A 24,833-nucleotide genomic window follows, 5' to 3' on the forward strand; every position below is an offset into this window, starting at 1 on the left:
AGGACAGCGGGTCTCCTGCAGGTCGCAGCCACCGACGTGGGCAAGTGGGCCGCAAGCGCTGCACTGCGGCTGACCGCAGGTGACCGGGTCAGCTCCAGCTCAACGGTAGCGATCTGAGCGCAAACCCTTTCGACGGGAATTTGATCTCTGGGGTGTAACCGGCGGGGAGCTCGAAGTGGGGGATCTGCTTGAGCCATTCCGCGACGACGATGGTCAGTTCTATCCGTGCCAGGTGGGAACCTAAGCAGCGGTGGGGGCCGCCGCCGAATCCCCAGTGGCGGTGCATTTTTCCGTCCATGACCAGATCGTCGGTGGACGTCGCGTCGCTGCCGTCGCGGTTGATCGCGGCCGTGCACAACCGCACGGGTGTGCCTGGGGGAAGCGTCATGCCGCCCACGTTGACGAAGTCGGTGGTAACCCGGGCCACCACCGGCGCCGACGGCTCGAGTCGGACAATCTCTTCGATGAAAACCCTGATCGCCTCCGGGTTATCGCGAAGCTCTCTGCGCAGCTGCGGCCGGCGCGCCAATTCGAATAGCGAGAAACCGATCGCCGCGGCGACCACGTCTAAGTCGGCCAGAATCTGCAGGAGGGTCATGCCGAGCAGCTCCAGGTCACTGAGCTCGCCCGGACCGGTCATCACCTGCGACAACAGGTCAGCGCCGGGGCGCTGCCGGCGTTGTTGGATGGCATCGGTGAAATACGCCACCAGCGCGTTACCTTGCGAAATGTCAGATTTATCGGCCACAACGGCGTTCTTCCAGCCGATCACGTTATCTCGATCTTTCAGCGGCAGCCCGTAGAGGTCCATGAACACCTGATACGGGTAGAGGCGCGCGAAATCTGCCATCGCCTCGCACCTGTTTCGGCCGGCGAGGGCAGCGATCAGTTCAGCGGCGTGGCGCTCCATCAGGGGCCGGTATTTACTCAGCGCGTGCGGGCCGAAGTGCGGTTCGAGGATTTTGCGGTAGTGGGTGTGCTCGGGCGGGTCGAACGCCAAAGGCAGCACTGGCACCGGGCTGCCCGGGGGCTGAAGCGCCAGTCGTGCTGAGAAGAGCTTGGCGTCGCGTAGCGCGGCCAGTACGTCCTCGCGGCGGGTCAGGTAATAGGCGCCGTTCATGAACACGACCCGCCCGGCGTCGCGCAACGTCTTCCATCCGACACCCCGGTCAGCGGCCATCGGCAATGTCGAATACTCCAGCCGCGGTAGGTGGAACGTGCCAGGCTGGTTTTCGCCCAGAGTGCTCATCCGCTCGGATCTCCGCTTGCAGAATGTTCGGGTCGCGGTGCGACGTAACCAGACAATGCCAGAGCTCGGTCGGTTGACGTCCCTGGGTGTGGTGGAAATGGCGGCGTGTCGGTTCTGATGTAGAGGGGGCCATCGCGTGAGTCTCTGTGGTGAAACCGCCAAGTATCACTACCGAGAGGAACATCGCGATGGCCCTGGATCAGTCTGCCTTGCTGGAGGTGTTGGACGCACTACGCAATGCCGATGCCGCTGGCCGGATTAAGCAGGCCGCCGAAACCATTTATCAGGCGTTGATCGACGCCGAACTGACCGCGGTGATCGGCGCTGGCCCCTACGAGCGCAGCGAAGCCCGCACCAACCAGCGCAATGGCTCACGGCCGCGCACGCTTTCCACAGTGGCCGGGGATCTGGAGCTGCGGATCCCCAAGCTCCGCAGCGGATCGTTCTTCCCGGCGCTGCTGGAACGGCGCCGCCGGGTCGATCAGTGCCTGTTCGCGGTGGTCATGGAGGCCTACCTGCACGGCACCTCCACCCGCAAGGTCGACGATCTGGTCAAAGCCTTGGGCGCCGACAGCGGTATCTCCAAATCCGAGGTGTCGCGCATCTGCGCTGATCTGGACACCGAAGTCGCCGTTTCGGGATCGGCCGCTGGCCGATCAACGATTCCCGTACATCTTCTTAGACGCCACCTACTGCAAGGCCCGCGTCAACCACCGCGTGGTCTCCCAAGCGGTGGTCATCGCGACCGGGGTCGCCGCCGACGGACGCCGCGAAGTGCTGGGTTTTGATGTCGGCGATTCCGAGGACGGCGCGTTTTGGACGGCGTTTTTGCGCTCGCTGAAATCGCGGGGTCTGTCTGGGGTGCAGTTGGTGATCTCCGATGCCCACACCGGACTGCGCAACGCCATCGAGGCGATCCTGATCGGCGCGAGTTGGCAACGCTGCCGGGTGCATTTCCTGCGCAACCTGTTGGCTCAGGTTCCCAAAGGCTCGGCGGAGATGGTCGCCGCAGCGATCCGCACCATCTTCGCCCAACCCGACGCCGAGCACGTGCGCGAGCAGCTCGACACCATCGCCACCATGCTTGGCCGCCAATTTCCTAAAGTCGAAACGATGCTGCGCGATGCCGGCCCAGACATCACCGCATTCGCCGATTTCCCTGTGCCGCACTGGAAAAAGATCTGGTCGACCAATCCACTCGAGCGCCTCAACAAAGAGATCAAGCGCCGCACCGACGTCGTCGGAGTCTTTCCCAACCCCGCCGCACTGTTGCGGCTCGCCGGCTCGGTGCTCGTCGAGGCCCACGACGAATGGCAGGTCGCCGACAAACGCTACCTCTCCGAAACCACACTCGCCCTGCTCAATCCCGCCACCAAACCCGAGCAGAACGTTGCCACATCGGCAGCCCTCACGGCATAGTGAACAACCGCAGAGCCTCAGGCGAAACGCCCGCTTTACTTACACCACTCCACGGGGCACGACCCTCGGTCGTCACCGGCTGGTGATGGCACCAATATTGCAGCCACGGCCCGAACAAGCCTTTATCCGCGGCAAGATTTTTAACCGCCAATAGTTAGGTAGCGATGAGCCCTGCGGGGTCATCGAGTCGCGACCGACCACCCCATCGGCGCATTCGTAGAGGTCGCGATAGCAACAGCCCGTCAACCCCAACCGCGGATGAACAGTTGCTATCCGCGAATGAACAGTAGTCAATCGGGAATGAACACTTGGCGCCGCTCGCGTGCCGTGGACGCGTGGCCATCTAACCTCTGTAGCGAAACTGCTTGTGCGAAGGTCGTTGAGGTCCATCCAGGAGGGAATCCGATGTCATTCGTGACCACGCAGCCGGAAGCGTTGACGGCGGCGGCAGGCACTCTGTCGGGTATCGGCGGGGCAATGGCCGCCCAGAACGCGGCTGCAGCAGCCCCGACGACGGGAGTAGTGCCCGCGGCCGCCGACGAGGTGTCGGCGCTCACGGCGGCGCAGTTCGTCGCCCACGGCCAGATGTATCAGGCGGTCAGCGCCCATGCGGCGGCGATTCACGCGATGTTCGTCAACACACTGGCAACTAGTGCTGGGTCGTATGCGGTCACCGAAGCCGCCAATGCGGTCGCGGCCGGCTAAGGAGAGGACTAGTGGTCGACTTCGGGGCGTTACAGCCGGAAATAAATTCCGCACTCATGTACGCCGGTGCCGGCCCGGCGTCGCTCGAGGCTGCCGCGTCGGCATGGAATAGCCTTGCGGCTGAACTTAATTCGACTGCCATTGGCTACGACAATGTGATCAACCAGCTTGTCGGTGAGGAATGGTTCGGGCCGGCATCCACAGCGATGGCCAACGCAGCGCAGCCCTATGTCGCGTGGATGAACACCACCGCTGCACAGGCCGAGCAAACGGCTAGTCAGCTCAGGACGGCGGTCGCTGCCTACGAGCAGGCGTTTGCGGCGACGGTTCCTCCGCCGATGGTCGCCGCCAACCGTGCTCAAACGGCGCAGCTGGTGGCGACCAACGTTCTGGGGCAAAACACGCCGCTGATCGCGCAGCTCGAGGCACAGTACAGCCAAATGTGGGCCCAGGACGCCGCCGCGATGTACGCATATGCCGGCCAGTCAGCTGTCGCCACAAAGGTGATCCCGTTCGCCTCGCCCGCGCAGGTTGCCGATCCGGCAGCGTCGGCGATACAGGGCACCGCGGTCAACAATGCCGTCACCACTGCGGCGGCGACTACGAGTTCGCAGAACGTCTTGCACCAGCTGGTGTCGTCGACGCCGACCTCGCTGCAGAACCTTGCGACACCCGCCACGACCGCTACCGACCCGATCTCGACGTTCTGGTCGTCGTCCAACCCGCTGTTCAACAACCCGATTTTCCAATTCTTGTTCGGGTCGACCGCCCCCTCGTCGCTTTCCGCTTTGCTAAATGACTACGCGCCATACTCGGGTTTCTTCTACAACACCGAGGGTTTGCCGTATTTCAGCGTCGGTATGGGCAACTCCGGCATTCAGATGGCAAAGACCATGGGATTGATGGGCGGAAGTGCCCCCGCAGCTGCCGGGGGCGCTGCGAAGGCCGCAACGGGAGGCTTGGGTGCCCTTGGAGGCCTGCTGGGCGGCGGCGCAGGCGGCGGTGCCGCGGCAGGAGCACACGTGTCCGCGGGTTTGGGTAACGCGGGTGCCGTCGGCGGGCTCACGGTTCCGCCCTCGTGGGTGGGAGGCGCCCCGTTGGCGAAACCCATGTCGCCACTACCGATCAGCAGCGTCAGCGCCGCTCCGGAATCCGGCGGCGCCGGCAACTTGCTTGGCGGGATGCCGCTAGCCGGTGCCGGGGCCGGGCACGTTGGTGGTCCTGGCCCCCGATACGGGTTCAAACCCACTGTGATGGCGCGCCCACCCTTCGCCGGATAGCGACGCTTGTACTACGGCTGGTTCCCTGATCGAGCGCCTGCATTCGTCTTTTCGTAGACGAGCCAGCGCAATTCGATCGGGGACTCCTCGCGCTCGACGTCGAACACATCGAGGCCACTTGCCCAATTGGCGTACCAGCCGGTGGGCGGCCAAGCGCCTTCGGGCAGATGGGCTTTCTCGTATTCGTAGGCGGGGTCGTCGGCCACGAGCTCGAGAGGTAGCAAGGCCGCCGCACCCGTCATCTCCTCGCGGGTGAAAATCATGCTGTTACACTGTTGTCCGAGTTCTCGCGCGGCGTCGTCCGGGGTGTAGCCCTCGCGCGGCACAAACGTATTGAACACCAAGCGACCGCCGGGAACCAGGCACTGCGCGGCAAGTTCGAACATGCCGCGCAGCTGCTGCGCGGTGCGGAAGTCGGGTACCACTTCTGAGACCACGACGAGCTGATAGTCCGTGCGCAGGCCGTCCATGGTGGCAAAGACGTCGCGCTGGATCACGCGCACGTCGAGCGATTCCCGTTCGGCCTCTGTCCGAAGGATGTGCGCAAATTTCGGGGAGAGCTCCACGGCGTCGACCGGATGGCCGCGTCGCGCCAGGGCCAACGCATTGCGTCCGGTTCCCGCGCCGACGTCGAGCACCGGATAGCTTCTGGGATCGGCTGATTCGCCGGCCAGCGTCCACACGCGCGCGTCCGGTTCGGTGCCGAACAATGGCGGCTCGCGGATGGCAAGCCACTGGTCGTAAGCGGCGTCGATCGTCGACCACTCGGCCTTGACACGGTAGTTCAGGATCGTGCCGACCGGGACGTGGAACGAGATGACGATGTTGGAACGCGAGGAAGCCGTATAGGCTTCGGCCAACTGGCTTTCCAGCACCGTCTTGAGTTCGGCGAACTGCCCGGCCGAAAACCGCACACCCAGGCCGGCGAAGACGTTGTCGCACATCACGACGTACTCGTCGACCATGCTGGGCACGGCCGGAAGCGTTATCTGCCCCATAGCCACCGACCGGCGATACAACCGCCGTGCCATCGCTTCCCGCAGCACCGACGGATCGAGGGGCAGGTTTTCCATCAGACTCTTCTACACGAGTTCAACGGCCTGACACCAGCGCTCGACAGCAGCAGCGCCCGGCCGTGAGCCGGCGGTTTCGTTGCCCGATGATTTTTAACCTCAGCGCTGCGCTTCGGCCGCAACCCGCCCGGCCGTCGGCGGCGGTGCTGGAATCTCGCACCTTTCGAGACTTCTCCGCGGGAGCCGAAAAGACCTGCGCGAACGTCCAGACCGACCTCAACTTGTTAATGGATTGTTGCGCAACGTGAACACTTGTTGCCGCTCGGTGAACACTTTCGAACACCTGCTTTCTAGGGCGACATAGCCGGTCGAACACCTTTAGTCTTTCCCCGGAGCGATTGCTCTTCAGCTATCGAGGGGAAGGAAGCTACATGTCTTTCGTAACCACACAGCCGGAAGCGCTGACGGCGGCGGCTGCCAACCTGCAGGGTATCGGCGCGTCGATGAGCGCCCAGAATGCGGCCGCGGCCGCTCCGACGACGGGCGTGGTTCCCGCCGCCGCCGACGAGGTCTCGGCGCTGACGGCCGCGCAGTTCGTCGCGCACGCGCAGATGTACCAGGCGGTCAGCGCGCAAGCCGCGGCGATCCACGAGCAGTTCGTCAACACCTTGGGCACCAGCGCTGCTTCCTACGCGGTCACCGAGGCCGCCAACGCGGCAGCAGCGCAGTAGCAGGTTCTGGCGGGGGATACCTAGATGTTGGATTTCGGGCTGTTTCCGCCGGAGTTCAACTCCGCGCGGATGTACGCCGGTCCAGGAGCGGGGCCAATGCTGGCCGCTGCGGCGGCCTGGGACACCTTGGCCTCGGAGCTGTATTCGACGGCATCGTCGTACAGCTCGGCGATCGCGACACTTGCAAGTGGATGGCTGGGGCCGTCATCGGTATCGATGGCGGCTGCGGCCGCCCCCTATGTGTCGTGGATAAGTGCTACCGCCGGACAGGCCGAGGCCACGGGTATGCAGGCCAAGGCGGCGGTGGCCGCATACGAGGCGGCGTTCGCTATGACCGTGCCCCCGCCGGTCATCGCGGCCAACCGCGCGCTGCTGATGATGCTGATCGCGACCAACTTCTTCGGTCAGAACACGCCGGCCATCATGGCCACCGAGGCCCACTACATGGAGATGTGGGCCCAGGACGCCGCGGCCATGTACGGCTATGCCGGTGCGTCACAGCTCGCGTCGACGTTCACGCCGTTCGTCCCGCCGATGCCAACTACCACCGAAGGTGCAACGGCCCTGCAGGCCGCGGCGGCGGCACAAGCTGCCGGCACCGGAGCCGGCACCAGCGCGCAAACCGTGGCACCGCTGACATCGACGATGTCGATGCCGTTGGCCGCCACGACATCGGCGCCGCTAACCGCGTCATCGACGTCGTCCTCAGGTACATCGTCGGCGACGGCATTGACCGGTCTGACGACGTCGTCCACGGCCCTGACCTCCGGCGCCAGCATGGCGTCCGGTGCGGGCGGCACGTCGGCGTCGCTGGGCTCGTCGGGCGCAGGGATGCTGGGCTCGGCCAGCTCGCTGATGCGGTCGGTGACTCCCGCCATGAGCATGTTCGGCAGCTTCCCCGGGCTCAGTTCCGCGGTGGGCAGCAGCTCCGGTGTGCTCGCCACACCGAGTTTCGGGAGTGCTGCGGTGACTGCGGGCCTGGGCCGGGCCACGTCGGTCGGAGTGCTGTCAGTCCCGCAGAGTTGGGCGTCGGCCGCTCCGGCGTTCAATCCCGTTGCCGCGTCGTTGCCGGCCACCACTGCCAGCGCCGCTACGCCGGCTGTCGGCGCAGCGAACCCGGGAAGCATGATGGGCGCGCCGTGGGCGCCGTTGGCCGGCCGCGCCGGTACGGCGGCGCCTGTCGCTTCGACTCCACGCTTCGATGTCCGTCCCACCGTGGTGCAACGCCCGGTCTACGCCGGTTAGGAAAGGGGGGACCAGCCGTGTATTTCCGGGTCGGCGGTTACGCCACCGCGTGATGCGTCCGGCCACCACATCCAACACAACCAGCTGATTTCAAGCTAAGGAGATATCAGATGCCAACTCGGTTTATGACCGACCCGGACCAGATGCGGGCGATGGCGGGACGTTTCGACGTGCACGCTCAGACCGTTGAGGACGAGGCCCGCAAGATGTGGGCGTCGTCGGTCAACATCGCCGGTGCCAGCTGGAGTGGTACTGCACAGGCCACCTCCTACGACACCATGAGCCAGATGAATCAGGCCTTTCGCAACATCGTCAACATGCTCCACGGCGTGCGCGACGGTCTGATCCGCGACGCGAACAACTACGAGCAGCAAGAGCAGGCGTCCCAGAACATCCTGCGCAGCTAGCGTCCACCGCGGCAGCTGCGTAGTCTTTCCCAGGTTAGGAGAAAACCCACATGACCATTAACTATCAGTTCGGCGACGTCGACGCCCACGGTGCGACGATTCGCGCGCAGGCTGCGGCGTTGGAGGCCGAGCACCAGGCGATCATCCGTGACGTGCTGGCCGCCGGTGACTTCTGGGGTGGCGCCGGGTCGACGGCGTGCCAACAGTTCATCACCGAACTGGGCCGCAACTTCCAGGTGATCTACGAGCAGGCCAATGCCCACGGCCAAAAGGTGCAAACCGCCAGTGCCAACATGAACAGCACCGACAGCGCTGTCGGCTCCAGCTGGGCCTAACAACTAAACGCAGGCGCGGCAGCACACCTACCATTCGGTGTGCTGCCGCGTCCTTCGGTGTCCGAGTACGCCAGACATGGGGGCAACGATGGATCAGCAGAGCACACGCACCGACATCACCGTCAACGTCGAGGGTTTCTGGTTGCTGCAGGCACTGCTGGACATCCGCCACGTCGCACCCGAACTTCGCTGCCGGCCGTTCGTGTCCACCGAGTCGATGGACTGGCTCAACGAGCACCCCGGGATGGCGGTGATGCGCGAACAGGGCATCGTCGCCGACGACACGGTCAACGACCAGGTGGCCGAGCGGATGCGGGTGCTGGCCGCGCCAGACTTGGAGGTCATTGCGCTGCTGTCGAGGGGCAAACTCCGCTACGGCGTCATCGAACCGGAGGAAGGGGAGGAGCAGCCGGTCGGCTCGCGCGACATCCCCGACAACGAGTTCCGCGTGGTGCTGGCACGCCGCGGGACGCATTGGGTGTCGGCCGTGCGGGTCGCTGATGAAATCACCGTCGACGACGTGGCGATCACCGACACCCCATCGATCGCGGCCCTGGTCTTCGACGGCCTTGAGTCGATTCACCACGCGGAGCCCGCGCAGATCAACGCGGTCAACGTTCCGCTCGACGAAATGCTGGAAGCAACCAAGGCCTGGCAAAGCGCCGGGTTCAACGTGTTCTCCGGCGGTGACCTGCGGCGGCTGGGCATCAGCGCGGCCACGGTGGCCGCACTCGGCCAGGCGCTGGCCGATCCCCAAGCCGAGGCGGCGGTCTATGCGCGCCAATACCGCGACGACGCCAAAGGACCCAGTGCCTCGGTGTTGTCACTGAAAGACGGATCGGGCGGGCGCATCGCGCTCTACCAGCAGGCCCGCACGGCGGGTTCGGGAGAAACCTGGCTGGCGATCTGTCCCGCCACCCCACAGCTGGTGCAGGTAGGGGTCAAGACCGTTTTAGAGACCCTTCCCTTCGGCGAGTGGAAAACGCATCGAAGAGTTTAACAACAGGCGTCGAATATCGGCCGTAGCAACAACTTTCGGTAACGTATTCGCTCGGCGTGCGGACACAGCAAAATACTTTAGAATTGGCTCGATGGCGGCGGTAAGCAGGACAATTCAGAAATTGCGAGGCGAGGCAGATGCATTCAGTATTTATTGACCGGGCTGCGGGACAATGACCGCAGTAGTAGAAGCGCCGCAGCCCGGCGCTGACGCAATCGGCACACCTCAGGCGGCGGTGGTGGCCATCATGGCCGCCGACGTCCAGATCGGCGTGGTACTGGACGCCCATGCGCCGTTGTCGGTGATGATCGACCCGCTGCTGAAGGTGGTCAACACCCGGCTGCGCGAGCTCGGGATCGCACCGCTGCAGGCCAAGGGGCGTGGCCGCTGGACGCTGTGCCTCGTCGACGGCACACCGCTGCGGCCGAACCTGTCGTTGACCGAGCAAGAGGTCTATGACGGTGACCGGTTGTGGCTGAAGTTCCTGGAAGACACCGAACACCGCTCCGAGGTCATCGAACACATCTCGACGGCGGTGTCGGCAAACCTCAGCAAGCGCTTCGCCCCGATCGATCCCGTGGTCGCCGTCCAGGTGGGCGCCGCGATGGTGGCCGTCGGTGTCGTGCTGGCCAGCGGCCTGCTGGAGTGGTGGCGCTGGCGCCACGAGTCGTGGCTGCCGGCCCCGTTCGCGGCGGTGATCGCGGTGCTGGTGCTGACCGTGGCCGCGATGATTTTGATGCGGGCCGAAACCGTTGCGGATCGGCGGGTCGGCGACATCATGCTGCTGAGCGGCCTGGCGCCGCTGGCCGTGGCCTTATCCACCACCGCCCCCGGTCCCGTCGGCGCGCCGCACGCGGTGCTGGGCTTCGGTATCTTCGGCGTCGCGGCGATGCTGGTCATGCGGTTCACCGGTCGTCGGCTGGGAATCTATACCGCGCTGGTGACGATCTGCGCTGCGGCGACCATCGCCGGTCTCGCCCGGATGGTGCTGCTGACCAGCGCGGTGACGCTGCTGACCTGTGTGCTCCTGGCGTGCGTGCTGCTGTATCACGGTGCCCCGGCGTTGTCGCGGTGGCTGTCGGGAATCCGCCTGCCGGTCTTTCCGTCCGCCACCAGCCGCTGGGTGTTCGAGGCGCGGCCCGATCTGCCAACTACCGTCGTGGTTTCCGGTGGGGGACAGCCGACTTTGGAAGGCCCCTCCTCGGTGCGCGATGTGATGCTGCGCGCAGAGCGAGCCCGATCTTTTTTGACCGGCCTGCTGGTCGGCCTCGGCGTGCTGACCGTGGTCTGCACCGCCGGGTTGTGCGATCCGCACGCCGGGCGCAAATGGCTGCCGCTGCTGCTGGCCGCCTTCACCTTCGGCTTCCTGATGCTGCGCGGCCGCTCGTATGTAGACCGTTGGCAGTCAATAACTTTGGCGGCTACCGCGGTGCTCATTATTGCCGCTGTCGTGGTGCGCTACATACTCGTGTCAGGCTCGCCGGCGGTGCTTTCGGCCGGGGTCTCGGTCTTGGTGTTGCTTCCGGCGGCCGGTTTGACAGCCGCGGCGGTGGTGCCGAACACGATCTACAGTCCGCTGTTCCGCAAATTCGTGGAATGGATCGAATACCTCTGCCTGATGCCGATATTCCCGCTGGCGCTGTGGCTGATGAACGTCTATGAAGCGATCCGGTACCGGTAAGGCTCGGCTGTGGTGCGGCCGAGCGGCCGGAGTGACCGCAACCACGCTGATCGTTGTCTCCGGCGCGCTGGCCGGCTCACCGTCGGCGGCTGCAATCGCTCCTCCCGTGGTCGATCCGGCAGCCCTGCCGCCTGACGGTCCACCCGGACCGGCACAACCGATGAGGCAGAGCTCCTACTGCACCGAGGTAGGGGTGTTGCCCGGCACCGACTTTCGGGTGCAGCCGAAATACATGGACATGCTGAACTTGCCTGAGGCGTGGCAATTCGGCCGCGGCGGCGGGGTGAAAGTCGCCGTCATCGACACCGGGGTGACACCACACCCTAGACTGCCGCACCTGACCCCCGGCGGCGACTACGTAATGGCCGGAGGCGACGGGTTATCGGACTGCGACGCCCACGGCACGATGGTGGCGTCGGTCATCGCCGCGGAACCGGCCAACGGTGCGGCAGCCGCCGCGCCACCGCCCCGCAGGCCGCTACCGGTTCCCACCAACGAGCCGCCTCCGCCGCCTCCGCCACCCCAGACGATCACCATGTCGGTGCCGCCACCGCCGCCCCAAACGATCACGATGGTGCCGGCGCCGCCGCCGTCGCAGTCGGAGGAACCAGCGGGCCCGCCGCCTCCGCCGTGGATGCCCCAGCCGCCGAAGGCGCCGGGCGCTGCCAACCGCGGGCACGGAAGCATCACCGCCCCCAGCTATTCCGGGGGCAGACAGGTAATTGTCGCTGATCGCACACACCCGCTCGACCCACCGCCGCCGCCTCCGCCTCCTGCGGCTCCGGATGCTTTCAACGGCATCGCCCCCGACGTCGAGGTGATTTCGATTCGTCAGTCGAGCCAGGCGTTTACGGCTAAGGAGCCTTTCGGCGGAGACGAGGACCCGCAGACGCGGCAAAAGTCGGACAACATCCGGACCATGGCCCGCGCGATCGTGCACGCCGCGAATATGGGTGCATCGGTGATCAACATCTCGGACGTGACATGCATGACCGTCCGTAATGTGCTCGACCAAGCCGACCTTGGCGCTGCCGTCCGCTACGCGGCGGTCGAGAAGGACGCCGTCATCGTCTCCGCCGCCGGTGACACCAGCAAGAAAGACTGCAAGCAGAATCCGGTCTTTGATCCCTTGCAGCCCAACGATCCCCGCGATTGGAATGGTGTGAATACCGTCGTAACTCCGTCGTGGTTCAGCGACTATGTGCTGTCGGTAGGTGCGGTGGATTCCAGCGGTGCGCCGATGACCAACATGAGCGTGGCCGGGCCGTGGGTATCGATCGCTGCCCCAGGCACAGACATCGTCGGGCTCTCACCTCGTGACGACAGCGTGATCAATGCGATTGAGGGGCCGGAGAATTCGTTGTTGGTCCCATCAGGCACGAGCTTTTCCACGGCGATTGTCTCCGGCGTGGCAGCGTTGGTCCGGGCTAAATACCCGCAGTTGTCAGCGCACCAGGTGATCAACCGGTTGATCCGTACCGCGCGGCCGCCGGCTCGTGGCGTGGACAATCAGCTCGGCTACGGCGTCGTTGATCCGGTGGCCGCGCTGACCTGGGATGTGCCGGAGGGTCCGGCGAAGCCGCCGGAGAAGCTGTCCGCGCCACTGAAACCGCCACCGCCGACACCGCCCCGCAACATGACGCCGGTATGGGTGGCCGCCGGTGGGCTTGCTGCCGCCCTGCTGATCGCCGGCGCGGTGGTCGGTGGTGCAGTGTTGATGCGGCGACAAGGGAGGCAGCCATGAGAGCGCAGCGCCGATTCGGGCTCGACCTGTCATGGCCGCGCCTCACCGTGGTGTTCTTGATCGACGTCGCGGTGTTGGCACTGGTCAGTCATTTGCCGGACGCATGGCAGACGAATCACATCGCGTGGTGGTCGGGTGTCGCCGTGGCAGCGTTGGTGACGATCGTCGCGTTGATCAGCTATCGGCGGACTCCGCTCGCCACCGCGCTGGCCGCGCGGGTGCTGGACCGATTCGTCGATCCGGAAATGACGCTCACGGAGGGGTGCACGCCCGCCATCGACCACCAGCGCCGCTACGGCCGCGACGTGGTCGGTATCCGCGAGTACGACGGCCAGCTGGTCGCAGTCGTCGCGGTGGACGGGCACGACGAGGCCACATCGGGACGGCACCGAAACCAGGGAGCAGGACAGGGGTGGTTGCCGGTGGAGGCGATCGCGGCTCGCCTGCGCCAGTTCGACGTGCGTCTCGACGCGATCGACATCGTTTCCGTGGGAACGAGGCACTCGTCCGAAACCAGGGTTGTCGCGGACGACGACGATGACGATGACACCGGTCCTCTGGAGGATTGGCGTCCTTTCGATGAGCACCACACCTGGCTGGTGTTGCGGATGGATCCGCAGCGCAACGTCGCCGCGGTGGCGGCGCGCGATTCGGTGGCATCGACGTTAGCGGCGGCTGCCGAGCGGCTGGCTTATGACCTCGACGGGCGGCGTTGGAGAGCGCGGCCGCTGACCTCCGCTGAGATCGACGACATGGACGCCACTGTGCTGGCAGGGCTGCAGCCGGCTCATGTCAGCCCCCGCCGGCGCCGGCTGAAATACAAGCAGCCCGAAGGGCATAAGGAATTCGTGACCAGCTTTTGGGTTTCGCCGCGCGACATCACATCGGACACGCTGGAACGGCTGTGGCAGCCGGACACCGCGGCCACCGCGGTGACGCTTCGCCTCACGCCACGCCACGGCGGTGCCGAGGTGTCAGCGTGGGTGCGCTACCACAGCAGCCAGCGGCTCCGCCGAAGGGTATGGAGCGGACTGAACCGGCTGACCGGTCGCCAACTGGATGCGGTGTGCGCCAGCATGCCGGTGCCCACCCGGCGTTCACGGCTGGCGGTTCCTGGTCGCGAGTTGCGTGATGACGAAGACCTCGCGGTCCTGGTGGGCCAGGCGCCAGAGCAGTCGCCGACCCCGGCGGTGGCGCAACGATGAGCAGTCCGCAGACTGCCACCGACGCCCGAAACGCGATGGTGGCTGGTCTGCTGGCATCCGGCATTTCGGTGAGCGGGCTTCAGCCCAGCCGCAACCCACAGGTGGCGCTGCAGATGTTCACCACGGCCACCAAGATCGATCCGGGCATGTGCGATGCCTGGCTGGCGCGACTGCTGGCCGGCGACCAGAGCATCGAAGTGCTGGACAATGCCTGGGCGACGGTCAACACATTCGGCTGGGAGATTCGTCGACTTGGCTTGTCGGACTTAGAATTTCGTCCGCAAGTCTCGGACGGGCTGTTTCTGCGGTTGGCCGTCACCAGTGTCGATTCGCTGGCGGCTGCCTACGCTGCCACGCTCATCGACGCCAAGCGCTACGCGGAAGCGGCACGGCTACTCGATGAAACCCAGCCGCGGCAGCCCGTCGACGCCGAACTGGTCCGCTACGTGCGCGGCCTGCTGCATTTCCGCACCGGCCGCTGGCCCGACGTGCTGACCCAGTTCCCACCGGCGACGCAGTGGCGACAGCCGGAACTGAAAGCCGCTGGAGCCGCGATGGCCACGACCGCGCTGGCCTCGCTGGGTGTGTTCGAGGAAGCCTGCCGGCGCGCCGAAGAGGCGATCGAGGCGGACCGGGTGCCCGGCGCCGCCAACGTCGCGATGTACACCAAGGGAATGTGCCTGCGGCATCTGGGTCGCGAAGAGGAGGCACTCGAGTACCTGCGCCGGGTGTACGCGCGGGACGCCAAGTTCACCCCCGCCCGAGAAGCGCTGGACAACCCCAACTACCGACTGGTGCTGACCGACCCGGAGACCATCGAGGCCCGCACCGACCCGTGGGATCCCGACAGCGCGCCCACCCGGGAGCAGACCGAGGCCGCCCGCCACGCCGAGATGGCCAAGAAGTATCTGGACGAAGGCGATGCCGAGCTGGGCGCAATGCTGGGCATGGAGAAGGCTAAGCGCGAGATCAAGCTCATCAAGGCCACGACGAAGGTGAACATGGCGCGGGCCAAGATGGGGCTGCCGGTGCCGGTCACCTCGCGTCACACCCTGCTGCTGGGACCGCCGGGTACCGGAAAGACATCGGTGGCACGGGCTTTCACCAAGCAGCTGTGCGGGCTGGGCGTGTTGCGCAAGCCGATGGTGGTGGAAACCAGCCGCTCGAAGCTGCTGGGCCGCTACATGGCCGACGCCGAGAAGAACACCGAGGAGATGCTCGAAGAAGCACTCGGCGGGGCGGTCTTCTTCGACGAGATGCACACGCTGCATGAGCGCGGCTATCACCAAGGCGACCCATACGGCAACGCGATCATCAACACCGTGCTGCTCTACATGGAAAATCACCGCGACGAGCTGGTGGTGTTCGGGGCAGGCTACGCCAAGGCGATGGAGCGGATGCTCGAGGTGAATCCTGGCCTGCGGCGGCGGTTTTCGACAGTGATCGAGTTCTACAGCTACACGCCTGACGAGCTGATCGCGCTGACCAAGTTGATGGGCCGGGAAAACGAAGACCTCGTCAGCGACGACGCGGTCGAGGTGTTGCGGCCGTCGTACACCAAGTTCTATCTCGAGGAGAACATCTCCGAGGACGGCGACTTGATCCGCGGTATCGATGTGCTCGGCAACGCCGGGTTCGTCCGTAACGTGGTGGAAAAGGCGCGCGATCACCGCAGTTTCCGCCTCGACGACGAGGACCTCGATGCGGTGCTGGCCAGCGACGTCGACGAGTTCAGTGAGGACCAGCTGCGCAAGTTCAAGGAGCTGACGCGCGACGATCTCGCCGAAGGCCTCAGCGCGGCGGTAGCCGAGAAGAAAGCGGACTGAGCAACCTGCCACCAGCCCCTCGGCAGCGCTGCGACCGCTTTGCCGCCTACTCAGCGGATGCGGCAGTCCAGCTATGCCAGCTGCCGCATGGCGGCACCCGTTAAGTTAGCTAGTTCTTCGCTGGCACGCCGCTCGACCAATAGCGGGATGAAATCCCGCACGGTGCTCTGCTGGAACTGTGTGTATGCGTGCTGGACCACCGCAGCAACATCGTCAGCCGGCAGCGCCGCATACTTCTCGACGAGTCGACGCTCAACCGCATCTATTAAGGCCCGCTCTTCTTGAGGCACCCGACCATTGTGTCCATCGCATTGCGATTGGTCAACCGACAGATTGATTTTGGGCAACAAGCTCTTTCGCTCCTTCTGTGTTGATACTGACGTTGACCTGTTGGTCTTGGCGCGGGCGCTCATAGCTGGTCGTGAGCTGCTTCGGAGGTTGTCCTTTGCGTAGGGTCGCGAGCAGTTCGCGGTAGGGACCGACGAGGTAGACGGTGTCGCCCGCGTTGAGCAAGGCGTCGCGGCGTGGATGCAGCTTGACCGGGGCGTCCGGCCGGGTAATCGCGATGACGCGCGCCTCCGTGGACAGGTCGAACATCCGCAGCTCATCGAGTTCGCTGCCCGCTTCGACATGCATGGCGCCGACCACGAATGAGCTTTGGCCGACCGAGAACGTGCCCAGAACCTCTAGGCCCATGGCGGCCCCGATGAACCACGGTGCGGCCAGTTCGACCGTCGAGCGGACGTTTTCGAAATCGAACCGCTGTGCTACCGCGAAACCCAGTGCACGGTCGTACACGCGCAGCACAATCGGGACGTCGTGCCACCGGTTGACCTCCGGCCGTACCCGGGGTCCCAACATCTCGCGGAGCATGATCCCCGTCTCGATGTTGACCATGTCATCGCCGGTCAGTACCGCCACCGCGCGGCAGCGGTCGACACGGGCCGATTCGAGCGTCTGCCGCAACGTGGCGTCCCCGAAGATCACCGGCACGTCCAGTTCGGATGCCGACGACAGGAAGCGGTTGTCTTCGTCGCGCTCGATTATCGCGACGTCATACCCGGCGGCGGTGAGATCACTGACGACGCGGATACCAAGCGAGCCTAGTCCGACGACGATCACATGGTTGCGGAGATGACGCACCCGTCGCCTACCGGCCGTGTGGGTGAAGCGGCGCGACAGTAGCAGGTCGGCGATGAAGCCGATCAGGATCGCCGAGGTGGTCATGCCGACGAACATAGAAATGATGCTGAACACTCGCAGCCAGCTGGGCTGTTGGGCAAAGCTGAAATCGCCGTAACCAACCGTGGTGAGCGTCTCGGCGCCCATATACAACCCGTCGAGCCACGTCATCCCCGAAGGCAGCTGGTAGCTGAAGCGCAACAGGATCGTTGAGCCGATCAGCAGGATCAGCCCCACCGCAGACAAGGGAAAAAATGCCGGGTTGACGTCGTCGCGCAGGGTGCGTGCGGCGTCGAGTAGTCGCCGTAGCCGAGACTGGCGTGTGCGCCTTCCGATAGGCCGCGGTCCCCTGATGCCGCGGCCGGCCAACTCGTCAGCGGTGCCGATCATCGCCGTCCAGTCGCCGGCGTTCACCCGCAGATCCCGGCCGGGAGACCCGAGCACCTCTCCGGGGGTAAAGGACTGCTCGCCTCGAATCACCGCCACCGGGGCGAGGTCACCGTAGAGCTCGCGCAACGTCGCGTCACGCGGCGCCTCGCTGCCCCAAACACCGAATTTGATGCCAGCGGCCTCGAATGGGTGCGTGCTGCTCGCCAGACAAGCCTCGACAACCGACTGCGCCGCTAAGTCCGCGACGTCGAGGATCGCCCCCGGCCCATTGTCGGCGGCTACCGCTTCTCGCAGCACGTCGTTGGTCAGCCGCGCCACCACGCGCGCGTGCGGGTTGGCCCTCCTTGCCAGTAGTGCGATTTCGAGATTTGTCGCATCGTCATCTCCCGCGCACACCACGGCGACCGCTTCGGCAACCCCGGCATTGGCGAGGTCGGTGTCACCGAGCTTGACGACGCTCGCGCCGGCGTTCTTCAACTCCTCGATGATCGTCGTCGCCAGTGCGTCCTCACCACTGACAATGATGTGGCCGTACATGATCTCCGCGGCTCCCATCGCTGATCTGGAGGCACACCGGTCAGCCAACGCCGGCTTGGACAACTTTGACCACGACCAGCACACCGGCGAGGACCAAGTAGACGCGGAGCGTCAGCAGCCCTGCCCGCCGTACTGGCGACATCACCGGCCGCTCGAGGGTCGCGAACGCGGGCATGCGCCAGGTTGCACGCACCTTGTTGCGAAAAGCTTTGCGGTCGGCGCGGGTCAACGTGGGGAAATTGTCCAGTTCTTCCAACTGTTCGGGATTGAGCGCACCCAACGGCACGGTGTCCTCCGCGTCGTGTCGGTCGGCGTACCAACCGATTGCGAAGACGATCACGGCGCCGAGTAGGCCGATCGCGCCACCGCCAACCAGGGCACCCTCGAGCGTGTCGGTTGACAGGTTCGGAAACAATGTCACCGCCGTCAACATCAACGACAGCACGACGAGCGACCACACGATCATCCAAGCCAGGGCATTCTGCCGGAAACTGTTCACCCACGGCCCCAGTACCGGACGGTCGTTGCACAGGAGAACCAGAAATACCGTTGCCGACGGCAGCAGGATGCCGGCGAGAACCTGCACACCCTGCGTGATCAGTCCCAGGACATGATCGGGGCTGAATGCGACCACAGCCGAAATCCCAAGCAGCGCAGCGTAAGTACTGTAGAACAGCGGCGCTTCGGTCATCTTCCAATGCAACGAATGCGGCTTGCCGAGCGTGTCACCAAGCGCGTAGGTGGTGGACAGCCCGATCACGTTCGCGCCGATGAGCGAGCAGTCCAGTAACACGATCGCGAACAGCACGCCGACGGTGTGGCCGACGTGGTGGGACAGCTGAGCAGCGACCGCCCCGGCGTCGGTGAAGTTCCCTGCGTCGCTGGTGCGGCCCAACCCGAACGCGGTGGCTGCCATGAGCGCGATGCCCCCGCCGATGACCCCGACAATGCCGATAGCCAGATCGGCACGCCCGTACGGTATCCAGCGGGGCGTGATGCGTTTGTCGACGACATTGGACTGCTGAAAGAACAGCTGCCAGGGCGCCACTGTGGTGCCTACGATCGCGATGATCACCATCAATACGATCGAGTCGGGTTCGCCCGGCAAGGAAGGCACCAGCCCACGGGCGCTTTCCCCTAGCGTGGGATGCACCAACAGCACCACCGGGACAAGCGCCAGGTTTATTGCCAGGAGCACGAACATCAGTTGCTCCCAACGACGGAACGAACCGCCTGCGACCACTCCGAAGAGCAACACCGCGGCAGCCGGAATCGCGATAGCTCTCGGGCAGCCCAGAAATCCGAGTGCCAATGAGACACCGATGAATTCGGTGACGATCGTCAACGCGTTGAGAATCAACAAGTCACCGATGCTGAATGCGCCCCAAAACTTGCCGAACCGTTCGAAAATCAGCCGCGCATGACCAACTCCGGTGACCGCGCCCAACCGCAGCACCATCTCCTGGTTGACGTAGAGCACTGGGATCATCAACAGCAACGTCCACAACAGGCTCATCCCGTAGTTCTGCCCAACCTGGGCGTAGGTCGCCACGCCACCGGCATCGTTGTCGCCGATCATCACGATCAGTCCCGGCCCGGTGATGACCATCAGCGTTCGCAGCCGCTGCCAGCGGCTGCGGCCCGGGCCAGTGGCGTCGCGTGCGATGCGGCCGAACGCGCCAATGATGTCGCCGACATGTGCCGAATCGATCACCGCCGACCCGGATTCGCTGGCGATCACATCCGCTGCGACATGGCTACCATTATCGCCCGGGGCGCCGTCGGTGGTCGCTGAGCTACCAACGCCGACAATGTCGTCTGGCCGGGTGGAGATCTCAGTCATCGGCCTCTCACTTTCCGAACAGAATCGTGGTTGCAGGTGTGCAGTGTGTGCTGGGCCGGTGTGTCATTTGCGGTCGCTTTCAGCACGGGACCGATGACCGCCCGGGGTGGCAGTGATTACTGCCGGCGGCATTGTCGAGACATATAGGGCGGCTCGCTGCTGTGGAGCCAGATTGCAGCGAGCGCGTAACCGGCCCGCCATCTGCCGAGCGGCGTGTAACCCGATCCACCGGTGGGTCCTTGGAATCCGCTGTGCAACAAAACGAGTCATGATCTTCTCCTAGGAGTGACGCCCGGCCGGCTTGCCGTAGTCCACCTCAGTGCCCGAGCAGTCTCGGGTGCGCTTCATTAACCGCCCGTTCACCAATGGTGTACAGGCGCAGGCGAAAGACGCCCGCTGCGCTCAGACGGCAGAAGGAATGCCGCGGCCGGATTGGGACGGAACGGACTTCGAATACGGATATGGACTATCGCTCTGATTCATTTCGCCCTCACCTCCTCACGGCTAGAACACACGCTGTGTCGCAATTATCTGCAAGTCCTGACGGCCCTCGGGCAGCTTCTTGCCGATGCGGCCGCGATAGTGCGACCACGGCAGACGGTGCTCAGCCGGCGTGCCCACCATCTGGTCGAGCAGGTTCGTGGCATGTAGGGCCAGCGCGACATGATGCTGGACATGCCCTAAATCGCTGAAGGCCCGGAACATGTCGGCGCAGCTCACGTTTGGATCTGTTATCCCCGATAGGACCTCGAGTGCGTCACAAAGCGCCGCTCGGACATCCCCGCAGGCTCGGTGGATCTGGCGCTCGGGGTTAGGAGCGGGCATTTGCTTTGCCCTCGGGCCACTCGGATGTGCCTGTGTCGCAACAAAATCCATGATGTTCTCCTGGCAGCAGCCCAACCGGCTGGCACGCAGAATTCCGCCGAGGGCGAGCGAATGCCGGCGCGCTTCATCGCTCTGCGCACCGATAGCGCGCAGACGTCAGCGAAACAGCGTCCGTTAACGCTCAGGCGGCTGGAGAGATGCCGTGACCGGATCGGGACGAAACGGACTTCGAATACGAATACGGACTGTCGCTCGGACTCACTTCGCCCTCACCTCCTCACGGCCGGGGCACACGCGGGTGCCATCACGTTACACAACGGGGTGAGGCGACCTGGCGACTCGGCCAGGGGCGGCACCCCTCTCGTCTGAGCTTTGGCACTGCAAGGCGTATCCGGAAGATCCGGAAGCCACTTGGGCTCAACCCTTAAGCCGGGAGGAGCTGTCCTGACCCTGGGCGTCTCTCGACGTTCGGGGTCAGTGGCCTGTATCCCTGCAGACGCCTCACCTAGCGAGGTGCTTGCCCCTACATGCTGGCACTCACACCTGGTGCCCGTCAAACATTTGGCAAAATTCGCTCCGCCGAACTCCATGGCGCCACGGCCGAGGCGTTAATAAAACACGCAGCCGCGACATCAGACTCTGTCAACATCTTGGGTGTGGTTGCGCCGGCGCGCTTTTGGAGCGGCCCAGATGTGCTGCAGTGGCCAGACTGCCTAGCTGCGTACGTTCCTGACGAAGGCCGATCAGCCCCGATTTGTTCACGCCCGCGATGACGCGGGCCTCGGAACGCCGATGCCCGAAGCCGGCAAGCCAGCCAGTCAGCTGCGCCTGACTCGCACGAATGCCGGCACCTCGAGACCGGCGCGCGCCGTTGGTGACATATCGCACTAGGTCACGGTGTTGGGTTGACGGACGGCCTTCCGGGTGCCACGATTGCCCATGCATGCACCTCGCTAGGTGAGGCGTCTGCAGGGACACAGGCCACTGACCCCGAACGTCGAGAGACGCCCAGGGTCAGGACAGCTCCTCCCGGCTTAAGGGTTGAGCCCAAGTGGCTTCCGGATCTTCCGGATACGCCTTGCAGTGCCAAAGCTCAGACGAGAGGGGTGCCGCTCCTGGCGGAATCACCAGGCTGCCTCACCCCGATGTGCGACATGGTGGCACTCCCATGTGCCCTTGGCCCTGAGGAGGTGAGAGCGGAATGAGTCGCGGTGATAGTCCGTATCCGAGTTCGGTGACCGTTTCGTTCGGATCCGACCCCGGCATCAATCCCGTCGCCTGAATCGGCTTGCGCCGCTTCACTTAACGCGCATTCCCACCCGTTGGTGCGTATGCGTGATTTGGCGTGCTCTGACACGACTACATGCCCCTCCCGGGGTTCCCTATTGCTTGCTTGAGGAGAAGTGTCATGTCTTTTGTCACTACACAGCCGGATATGTTGGCCGCGGCAGCGAGCCAATTACAGGGACTTGGCTCGGCATTGGCCGCCCAGAACGCGGCGGTAGCAGCGCCGACGACCGGCGTGGTGCCCGCTGCTGCCGACGAGGTATCCGCCCTGACTGCAGCACAATTCGCGGCACACGGGCAGCTGTACCAGGCCGTCAGCGCCCAAGCCACGGCAATCCACGAGATGTTCGTGACGATCTTGGGGACCAGCGCCGGATCGTACGCGGCCACTGAGGCGGCGAACGCCACGGTCTTGTGAGCGCTCGGAGGTTTAACCGCAATGGATTTCGCAGCTTTGCCGCCGGAGATCAATTCGGCCAGAATGTATGCCGGTCCCGGAGCGGGCCCGATGCTGGCCGCCGCTGCTGCCTGGAACCAGCTAGCTGCCGAAATGCGCACGACAGCAGTCTCTTACGACTCGGTTATCTCTGGGCTGACTAGCGGGAGCTGGTTGGGTCCGGCATCCACGTCTATGACAGCCGCGGCCGCACCGTATGTGGCATGGATGAATACCACCGCCACGCAGGCTGAGCAGACGGCCGCCCAGGCCCAAGCGGCCGCCGCGGCCTACCAGGCCGCGTTTGCGATGACGGTGCCGCCACCGGTGATCGCAGCCAACCGTGCGCAGTTGGCGGCGCTGGTGGCAACAAACTTCCTGGGGCAGAACACCCCGGCGATTGCGGCCACCGAAGCGCACTACGCGGAGATGTGGGCTCAGGATGCGGCCGCCATGTACGGCTATGCCGCCAACTCGGCGGTCGCGACGCAGCTGGCCCCGTTCAACGTGCCGCCGCAGACGACCACCGCGAACGCGCTGGCCAGCCAGGCCGCCGCGGTCAGTCAGGCCACCGGGACCTCGGCGGCCACCAGCAGCACGTCCGCTGTCGGTAAAGCATCGACGGCTTCGGGGCTGACCTCCCTGCTGGGAGGCGCCACATCGTCGACGGACTCCACAGGCTCGTCCGGGCTGGCGGGTCTCCTGAACGGGTCGAACAACTCGGCGCTGGGAACCTTCCTGAACTCCAACTTCTTCAGCACTGCCGTAGTCAACGGATCCCTTGCGGGCGGGCCGTTCAACCCGCAGTTCCTGCTGCAGACGTTGCAGGGGTTCAGCTTCCTGAACGCCGCCAAGGATGCCGCCAACGGCGGATGGCTACCGGGGTTGGCAGACCTGTTCGATCCGGCGGCGGCCGGCCTGACGCCGGCTGGCGTGCCAGGCCTGGGTGGGGCCGGGTCGGCGGTGTCGGCCGGGCTGGGCAAGGCGGCCTCCGTGGGTGGTCTGTCGGTGCCACCGAGCTGGGCCTCGGCCGCCCCCACCAGCCCGATCGCCTCCGCGCTGGGCGGCACCCCGCTGGCTGCTCCGCCCGGCGCTCCGGTCGGTGGGCCGGGCGGCTTTGCTTCGCCGATGGGGATGACCGGCGGGCTAAGGCGCGCGATCCCGAAATACGGCTTCCGGCTTCCTCCTGTGATGGCACGTCCGCCGGCCGCCGGATAACGGACTGATGGGAAGAGTGTCATGATCGACTTTGCACTGTTGCCGCCGGAAATCAACTCGGCGAGAATGTATTCCGGTCCGGGAGCGGTCCCCATGCTGGCCGCCGCTGCTGCCTGGAATCAGCTGGCGGCTGAAATGCAATCGACTGCAGCGTCTTACAGCTCCGTGATCTCGGGGCTGACCAGCGGGAACTGGCTGGGTCCGGCGTCCACGTCGATGGCAGCCGCGGCTGCGCCCTATGTGGGGTGGATGAACACCACCGCCGTGCGGGCCGAGCAGACAGCCGCCCAGGCCCAAGCGGCCGCCGGGGCATACCAGGCCGCGTACGCGATGACGGTGCCGCCGCCGGCGATTGCGGCCAACCGTGCCCAGCTGACATCGCTGGTGGCGACCAATTACTTAGGCCAGAACACGCCGGCAATCGCAGCTACCGAGGCGGAGTACGGCGAGATGTGGGCCCAGGACGTCGCCGCGATGTACGGCTACGCCGCCAACTCGGCGGCCGCCGCCCAGCTGACCCCGTTCACCGCGCCGCAGCCGACCACCACCGCGAGCGCGGTGGTGAACCAAACCGCTGCCGTCAGCCAGGCCACGGGTACCTCGGCGGCGACGACCGCAACCGCCACCACCGCCACTTCGGCCGCCCCCAACGCATCCAGTGCGTCCGGGTTGGGCGACTTCCTTGGGATCACGGCACCGGGATCCAACCAGTCGACGACGGGACTCGCCGGACTGCTGAACACCCTCGACGGGTCCAACGGGTCGTTGATCGGTGCCTTCCTCAACAACGCGTCAGTGGTGAACCTCAGCAATGCCTTCACCACCAACGGAATTCTGAACCCGACATCGTTCATCGACTCGGTGACGGGATTCAGCTACCTGTTTCCCTCGATGGCTGCGGCCGATGCGGGCGCGGTGGAAGATTTCGCGGCCGGACTCGGTCTCGGCCCGGCGGCCGGCGCGCTCGGGTCAGCAGCGGGCCTGCCAGGACTGGGCGCGGTGTCGGCCGAAATGGGCCAGGCCGCATCGCTGGGCGCCTTGTCGGTACCGCACGGTTGGGCTTCGGCCGCTCCGGCATTCAGCCAAGCGCTGTCGCGCACCAGCGGGCTGAGTGCCGCTCTGGGCGCCACCCCGCTGGTATCGCCCAACGCGCCAGTAGGCATGCCCGGGATGCCATTGGGCGGGATCGCGGGCATGGCCAGCCATGAAGGCGACGAACTGCCCCTGTACGGTTTTCGCCCCATCGTGATGGCCCGCCCGCCGGCGGCCGGTTAG

General features: G+C 65.1%; 20 protein-coding genes, 1 pseudogene and 2 riboswitches. Of the genes and pseudogenes, 15 read left to right on the plus strand and 6 right to left on the minus strand.

What is annotated here, in order from left to right; translation table 11 throughout:
- Window positions 1-88: 88 nt before the first annotated feature.
- A complete protein-coding gene (locus G6N15_RS19865; protein ID WP_163748159.1) occupies window positions 89-1,249 on the minus strand; it encodes a cytochrome P450 in 1,161 nt (386 codons plus the stop codon).
- A gap of 188 nt (window positions 1,250-1,437) precedes the next feature.
- On the opposite strand from G6N15_RS19865, the pseudogene G6N15_RS19870 reads away from it, so the two are divergent.
- From G6N15_RS19870 to G6N15_RS19880, 3 genes and pseudogenes are all read left to right on the plus strand, one after another.
- Window positions 1,438-2,668 (plus strand): annotated as a pseudogene (locus G6N15_RS19870) (IS256 family transposase).
- A 405-nt stretch (window positions 2,669-3,073) separates the two neighbouring features.
- Window positions 3,074-3,373 (plus strand): PE family protein, encoded by a 300-nt coding sequence (locus G6N15_RS19875; RefSeq protein WP_083090081.1) that lies wholly within the window; start codon window positions 3,074-3,076, stop codon window positions 3,371-3,373.
- A gap of 56 nt (window positions 3,374-3,429) precedes the next feature.
- A complete protein-coding gene (locus G6N15_RS19880; protein ID WP_232070284.1) occupies window positions 3,430-4,653 on the plus strand; it encodes a PPE family protein in 1,224 nt (407 codons plus the stop codon).
- Window positions 4,654-4,664: 11 nt separating this feature from the next.
- Here G6N15_RS19880 and G6N15_RS19885 read toward each other — a convergent pair whose 3' ends face one another.
- Window positions 4,665-5,726: a class I SAM-dependent methyltransferase gene (locus G6N15_RS19885; protein ID WP_083090079.1), complete on the minus strand. Its 1,062-nt coding sequence runs from the start codon at window positions 5,724-5,726 to the stop codon at window positions 4,665-4,667.
- A gap of 371 nt (window positions 5,727-6,097) precedes the next feature.
- Between G6N15_RS19885 and G6N15_RS19890 the strand changes: the two genes are divergently transcribed.
- From G6N15_RS19890 to eccA, 9 genes are all read left to right on the plus strand, one after another.
- The gene (locus tag G6N15_RS19890; RefSeq protein ID WP_083090078.1) at window positions 6,098-6,397 is read left to right on the plus strand and encodes a PE family protein; all 300 of its coding nucleotides are present in this window, start codon (window positions 6,098-6,100) and stop codon (window positions 6,395-6,397) included.
- A 27-nt stretch (window positions 6,398-6,424) separates the two neighbouring features.
- Window positions 6,425-7,642 carry a PPE family protein gene (locus G6N15_RS19895; RefSeq protein WP_179961841.1) on the plus strand — a complete coding sequence of 406 codons (1,218 nt, stop codon included), beginning with the start codon at window positions 6,425-6,427 and terminating at the stop codon, window positions 7,640-7,642.
- A 110-nt stretch (window positions 7,643-7,752) separates the two neighbouring features.
- The gene (locus G6N15_RS19900) at window positions 7,753-8,049 is read left to right on the plus strand and encodes a WXG100 family type VII secretion target (RefSeq protein WP_083090076.1); all 297 of its coding nucleotides are present in this window, start codon (window positions 7,753-7,755) and stop codon (window positions 8,047-8,049) included.
- Window positions 8,050-8,099: 50 nt separating this feature from the next.
- Window positions 8,100-8,384: a WXG100 family type VII secretion target gene (locus tag G6N15_RS19905; RefSeq protein WP_083090075.1), complete on the plus strand. Its 285-nt coding sequence runs from the start codon at window positions 8,100-8,102 to the stop codon at window positions 8,382-8,384.
- 88 nt (window positions 8,385-8,472) lie between these two features.
- A complete protein-coding gene (locus G6N15_RS19910) occupies window positions 8,473-9,384 on the plus strand; it encodes an ESX secretion-associated protein EspG (RefSeq protein ID WP_083090074.1) in 912 nt (303 codons plus the stop codon).
- A gap of 172 nt (window positions 9,385-9,556) precedes the next feature.
- The gene (gene eccD / locus G6N15_RS19915; RefSeq protein ID WP_083090073.1) at window positions 9,557-11,065 is read left to right on the plus strand and encodes a type VII secretion integral membrane protein EccD; all 1,509 of its coding nucleotides are present in this window, start codon (window positions 9,557-9,559) and stop codon (window positions 11,063-11,065) included.
- Window positions 11,043-12,809: a type VII secretion-associated serine protease mycosin gene (gene mycP / locus G6N15_RS19920; RefSeq protein ID WP_163748164.1), complete on the plus strand. Its 1,767-nt coding sequence runs from the start codon at window positions 11,043-11,045 to the stop codon at window positions 12,807-12,809. Before eccD ends, mycP begins: the two co-directional genes overlap by 23 nt.
- Complete coding sequence (gene eccE, locus G6N15_RS19925; protein ID WP_083090020.1) at window positions 12,806-14,014, plus strand: type VII secretion protein EccE; 1,209 nt, start codon at window positions 12,806-12,808, stop codon at window positions 14,012-14,014. Before mycP ends, eccE begins: the two co-directional genes overlap by 4 nt.
- The gene (eccA, locus tag G6N15_RS19930) at window positions 14,011-15,840 is read left to right on the plus strand and encodes a type VII secretion AAA-ATPase EccA (protein WP_083090021.1); all 1,830 of its coding nucleotides are present in this window, start codon (window positions 14,011-14,013) and stop codon (window positions 15,838-15,840) included. The genes eccE and eccA overlap by 4 nt, the downstream gene beginning before the upstream one ends.
- Before the next feature lie 71 nt (window positions 15,841-15,911).
- On the opposite strand, the gene G6N15_RS19935 is transcribed toward eccA, so the two are convergent.
- From G6N15_RS19935 to G6N15_RS19950, 4 genes are all read right to left on the minus strand, one after another.
- Window positions 15,912-16,130, minus strand: coding sequence for a three-helix bundle dimerization domain-containing protein (locus G6N15_RS19935; RefSeq protein WP_083090022.1), 219 nt, complete (start codon window positions 16,128-16,130; stop codon window positions 15,912-15,914).
- A 31-nt stretch (window positions 16,131-16,161) separates the two neighbouring features.
- Window positions 16,162-17,949, minus strand: a complete 1,788-nt coding sequence (locus tag G6N15_RS19940) for an NAD-binding protein (RefSeq protein WP_083090029.1) — start codon at window positions 17,947-17,949, stop codon at window positions 16,162-16,164.
- Window positions 17,950-17,989: 40 nt separating this feature from the next.
- On the minus strand, window positions 17,990-19,792 hold the full coding sequence (locus tag G6N15_RS19945; protein ID WP_083090023.1) for an NRAMP family divalent metal transporter: 1,803 nt from the start codon (window positions 19,790-19,792) through the stop codon (window positions 17,990-17,992).
- A gap of 504 nt (window positions 19,793-20,296) precedes the next feature.
- On the minus strand, window positions 20,297-20,512 hold the full coding sequence (locus G6N15_RS19950; RefSeq protein ID WP_139798062.1) for a hypothetical protein: 216 nt from the start codon (window positions 20,510-20,512) through the stop codon (window positions 20,297-20,299).
- 454 nt (window positions 20,513-20,966) lie between these two features.
- Window positions 20,967-21,137: riboswitch (M-box (ykoK) riboswitch) on the minus strand.
- Window positions 21,138-21,559: 422 nt separating this feature from the next.
- Window positions 21,560-21,730, plus strand: a riboswitch (M-box (ykoK) riboswitch).
- Between the two features lie 295 nt (window positions 21,731-22,025).
- On the opposite strand from G6N15_RS19950, the gene G6N15_RS19955 reads away from it, so the two are divergent.
- From G6N15_RS19955 to G6N15_RS19965, 3 genes are read left to right on the plus strand one after another with little or no spacing between them, the layout of a single operon-like run.
- Window positions 22,026-22,322 carry a PE family protein gene (locus G6N15_RS19955; protein WP_083090026.1) on the plus strand — a complete coding sequence of 99 codons (297 nt, stop codon included), beginning with the start codon at window positions 22,026-22,028 and terminating at the stop codon, window positions 22,320-22,322.
- 21 nt (window positions 22,323-22,343) lie between these two features.
- Entirely contained in the window at window positions 22,344-23,558 is a 1,215-nt protein-coding gene (locus G6N15_RS19960) for a PPE family protein (RefSeq protein ID WP_083090027.1), read from the plus strand.
- A 21-nt stretch (window positions 23,559-23,579) separates the two neighbouring features.
- A complete protein-coding gene (locus G6N15_RS19965) occupies window positions 23,580-24,833 on the plus strand; it encodes a PPE family protein (protein ID WP_083090028.1) in 1,254 nt (417 codons plus the stop codon).

Origin of the sequence: Mycobacterium noviomagense (assembly GCF_010731635.1) — a bacterium.
GTDB lineage: Bacteria > Actinomycetota > Actinomycetes > Mycobacteriales > Mycobacteriaceae > Mycobacterium > Mycobacterium noviomagense.

What these genes read in the sequence shown, in the direction of transcription:
- G6N15_RS19865 (WP_163748159.1), bottom strand. Translation starts at nt 1,249, where the DNA reads ATGAGCACTCTGGGCGAAAACCAGCCTGGCACGTTCCACCTACCGCGG.
- G6N15_RS19875 (WP_083090081.1), top strand. Translation starts at nt 3,074, where the DNA reads ATGTCATTCGTGACCACGCAGCCGGAAGCGTTGACGGCGGCGGCAGGC.
- G6N15_RS19880 (WP_232070284.1), top strand. Translation starts at nt 3,430, where the DNA reads ATGTACGCCGGTGCCGGCCCGGCGTCGCTCGAGGCTGCCGCGTCGGCA.
- G6N15_RS19885 (WP_083090079.1), bottom strand. Translation starts at nt 5,726, where the DNA reads ATGGAAAACCTGCCCCTCGATCCGTCGGTGCTGCGGGAAGCGATGGCA.
- G6N15_RS19890 (WP_083090078.1), top strand. Translation starts at nt 6,098, where the DNA reads ATGTCTTTCGTAACCACACAGCCGGAAGCGCTGACGGCGGCGGCTGCC.
- G6N15_RS19900 (WP_083090076.1), top strand. Translation starts at nt 7,753, where the DNA reads ATGCCAACTCGGTTTATGACCGACCCGGACCAGATGCGGGCGATGGCG.
- G6N15_RS19905 (WP_083090075.1), top strand. Translation starts at nt 8,100, where the DNA reads ATGACCATTAACTATCAGTTCGGCGACGTCGACGCCCACGGTGCGACG.
- G6N15_RS19910 (WP_083090074.1), top strand. Translation starts at nt 8,473, where the DNA reads ATGGATCAGCAGAGCACACGCACCGACATCACCGTCAACGTCGAGGGT.
- eccD (WP_083090073.1), top strand. Translation starts at nt 9,557, where the DNA reads ATGACCGCAGTAGTAGAAGCGCCGCAGCCCGGCGCTGACGCAATCGGC.
- mycP (WP_163748164.1), top strand. Translation starts at nt 11,043, where the DNA reads ATGAAGCGATCCGGTACCGGTAAGGCTCGGCTGTGGTGCGGCCGAGCG.
- eccE (WP_083090020.1), top strand. Translation starts at nt 12,806, where the DNA reads ATGAGAGCGCAGCGCCGATTCGGGCTCGACCTGTCATGGCCGCGCCTC.
- eccA (WP_083090021.1), top strand. Translation starts at nt 14,011, where the DNA reads ATGAGCAGTCCGCAGACTGCCACCGACGCCCGAAACGCGATGGTGGCT.
- G6N15_RS19940 (WP_083090029.1), bottom strand. Translation starts at nt 17,949, where the DNA reads ATGTACGGCCACATCATTGTCAGTGGTGAGGACGCACTGGCGACGACG.
- G6N15_RS19945 (WP_083090023.1), bottom strand. Translation starts at nt 19,792, where the DNA reads ATGACTGAGATCTCCACCCGGCCAGACGACATTGTCGGCGTTGGTAGC.
- G6N15_RS19955 (WP_083090026.1), top strand. Translation starts at nt 22,026, where the DNA reads ATGTCTTTTGTCACTACACAGCCGGATATGTTGGCCGCGGCAGCGAGC.
- G6N15_RS19960 (WP_083090027.1), top strand. Translation starts at nt 22,344, where the DNA reads ATGGATTTCGCAGCTTTGCCGCCGGAGATCAATTCGGCCAGAATGTAT.
- G6N15_RS19965 (WP_083090028.1), top strand. Translation starts at nt 23,580, where the DNA reads ATGATCGACTTTGCACTGTTGCCGCCGGAAATCAACTCGGCGAGAATG.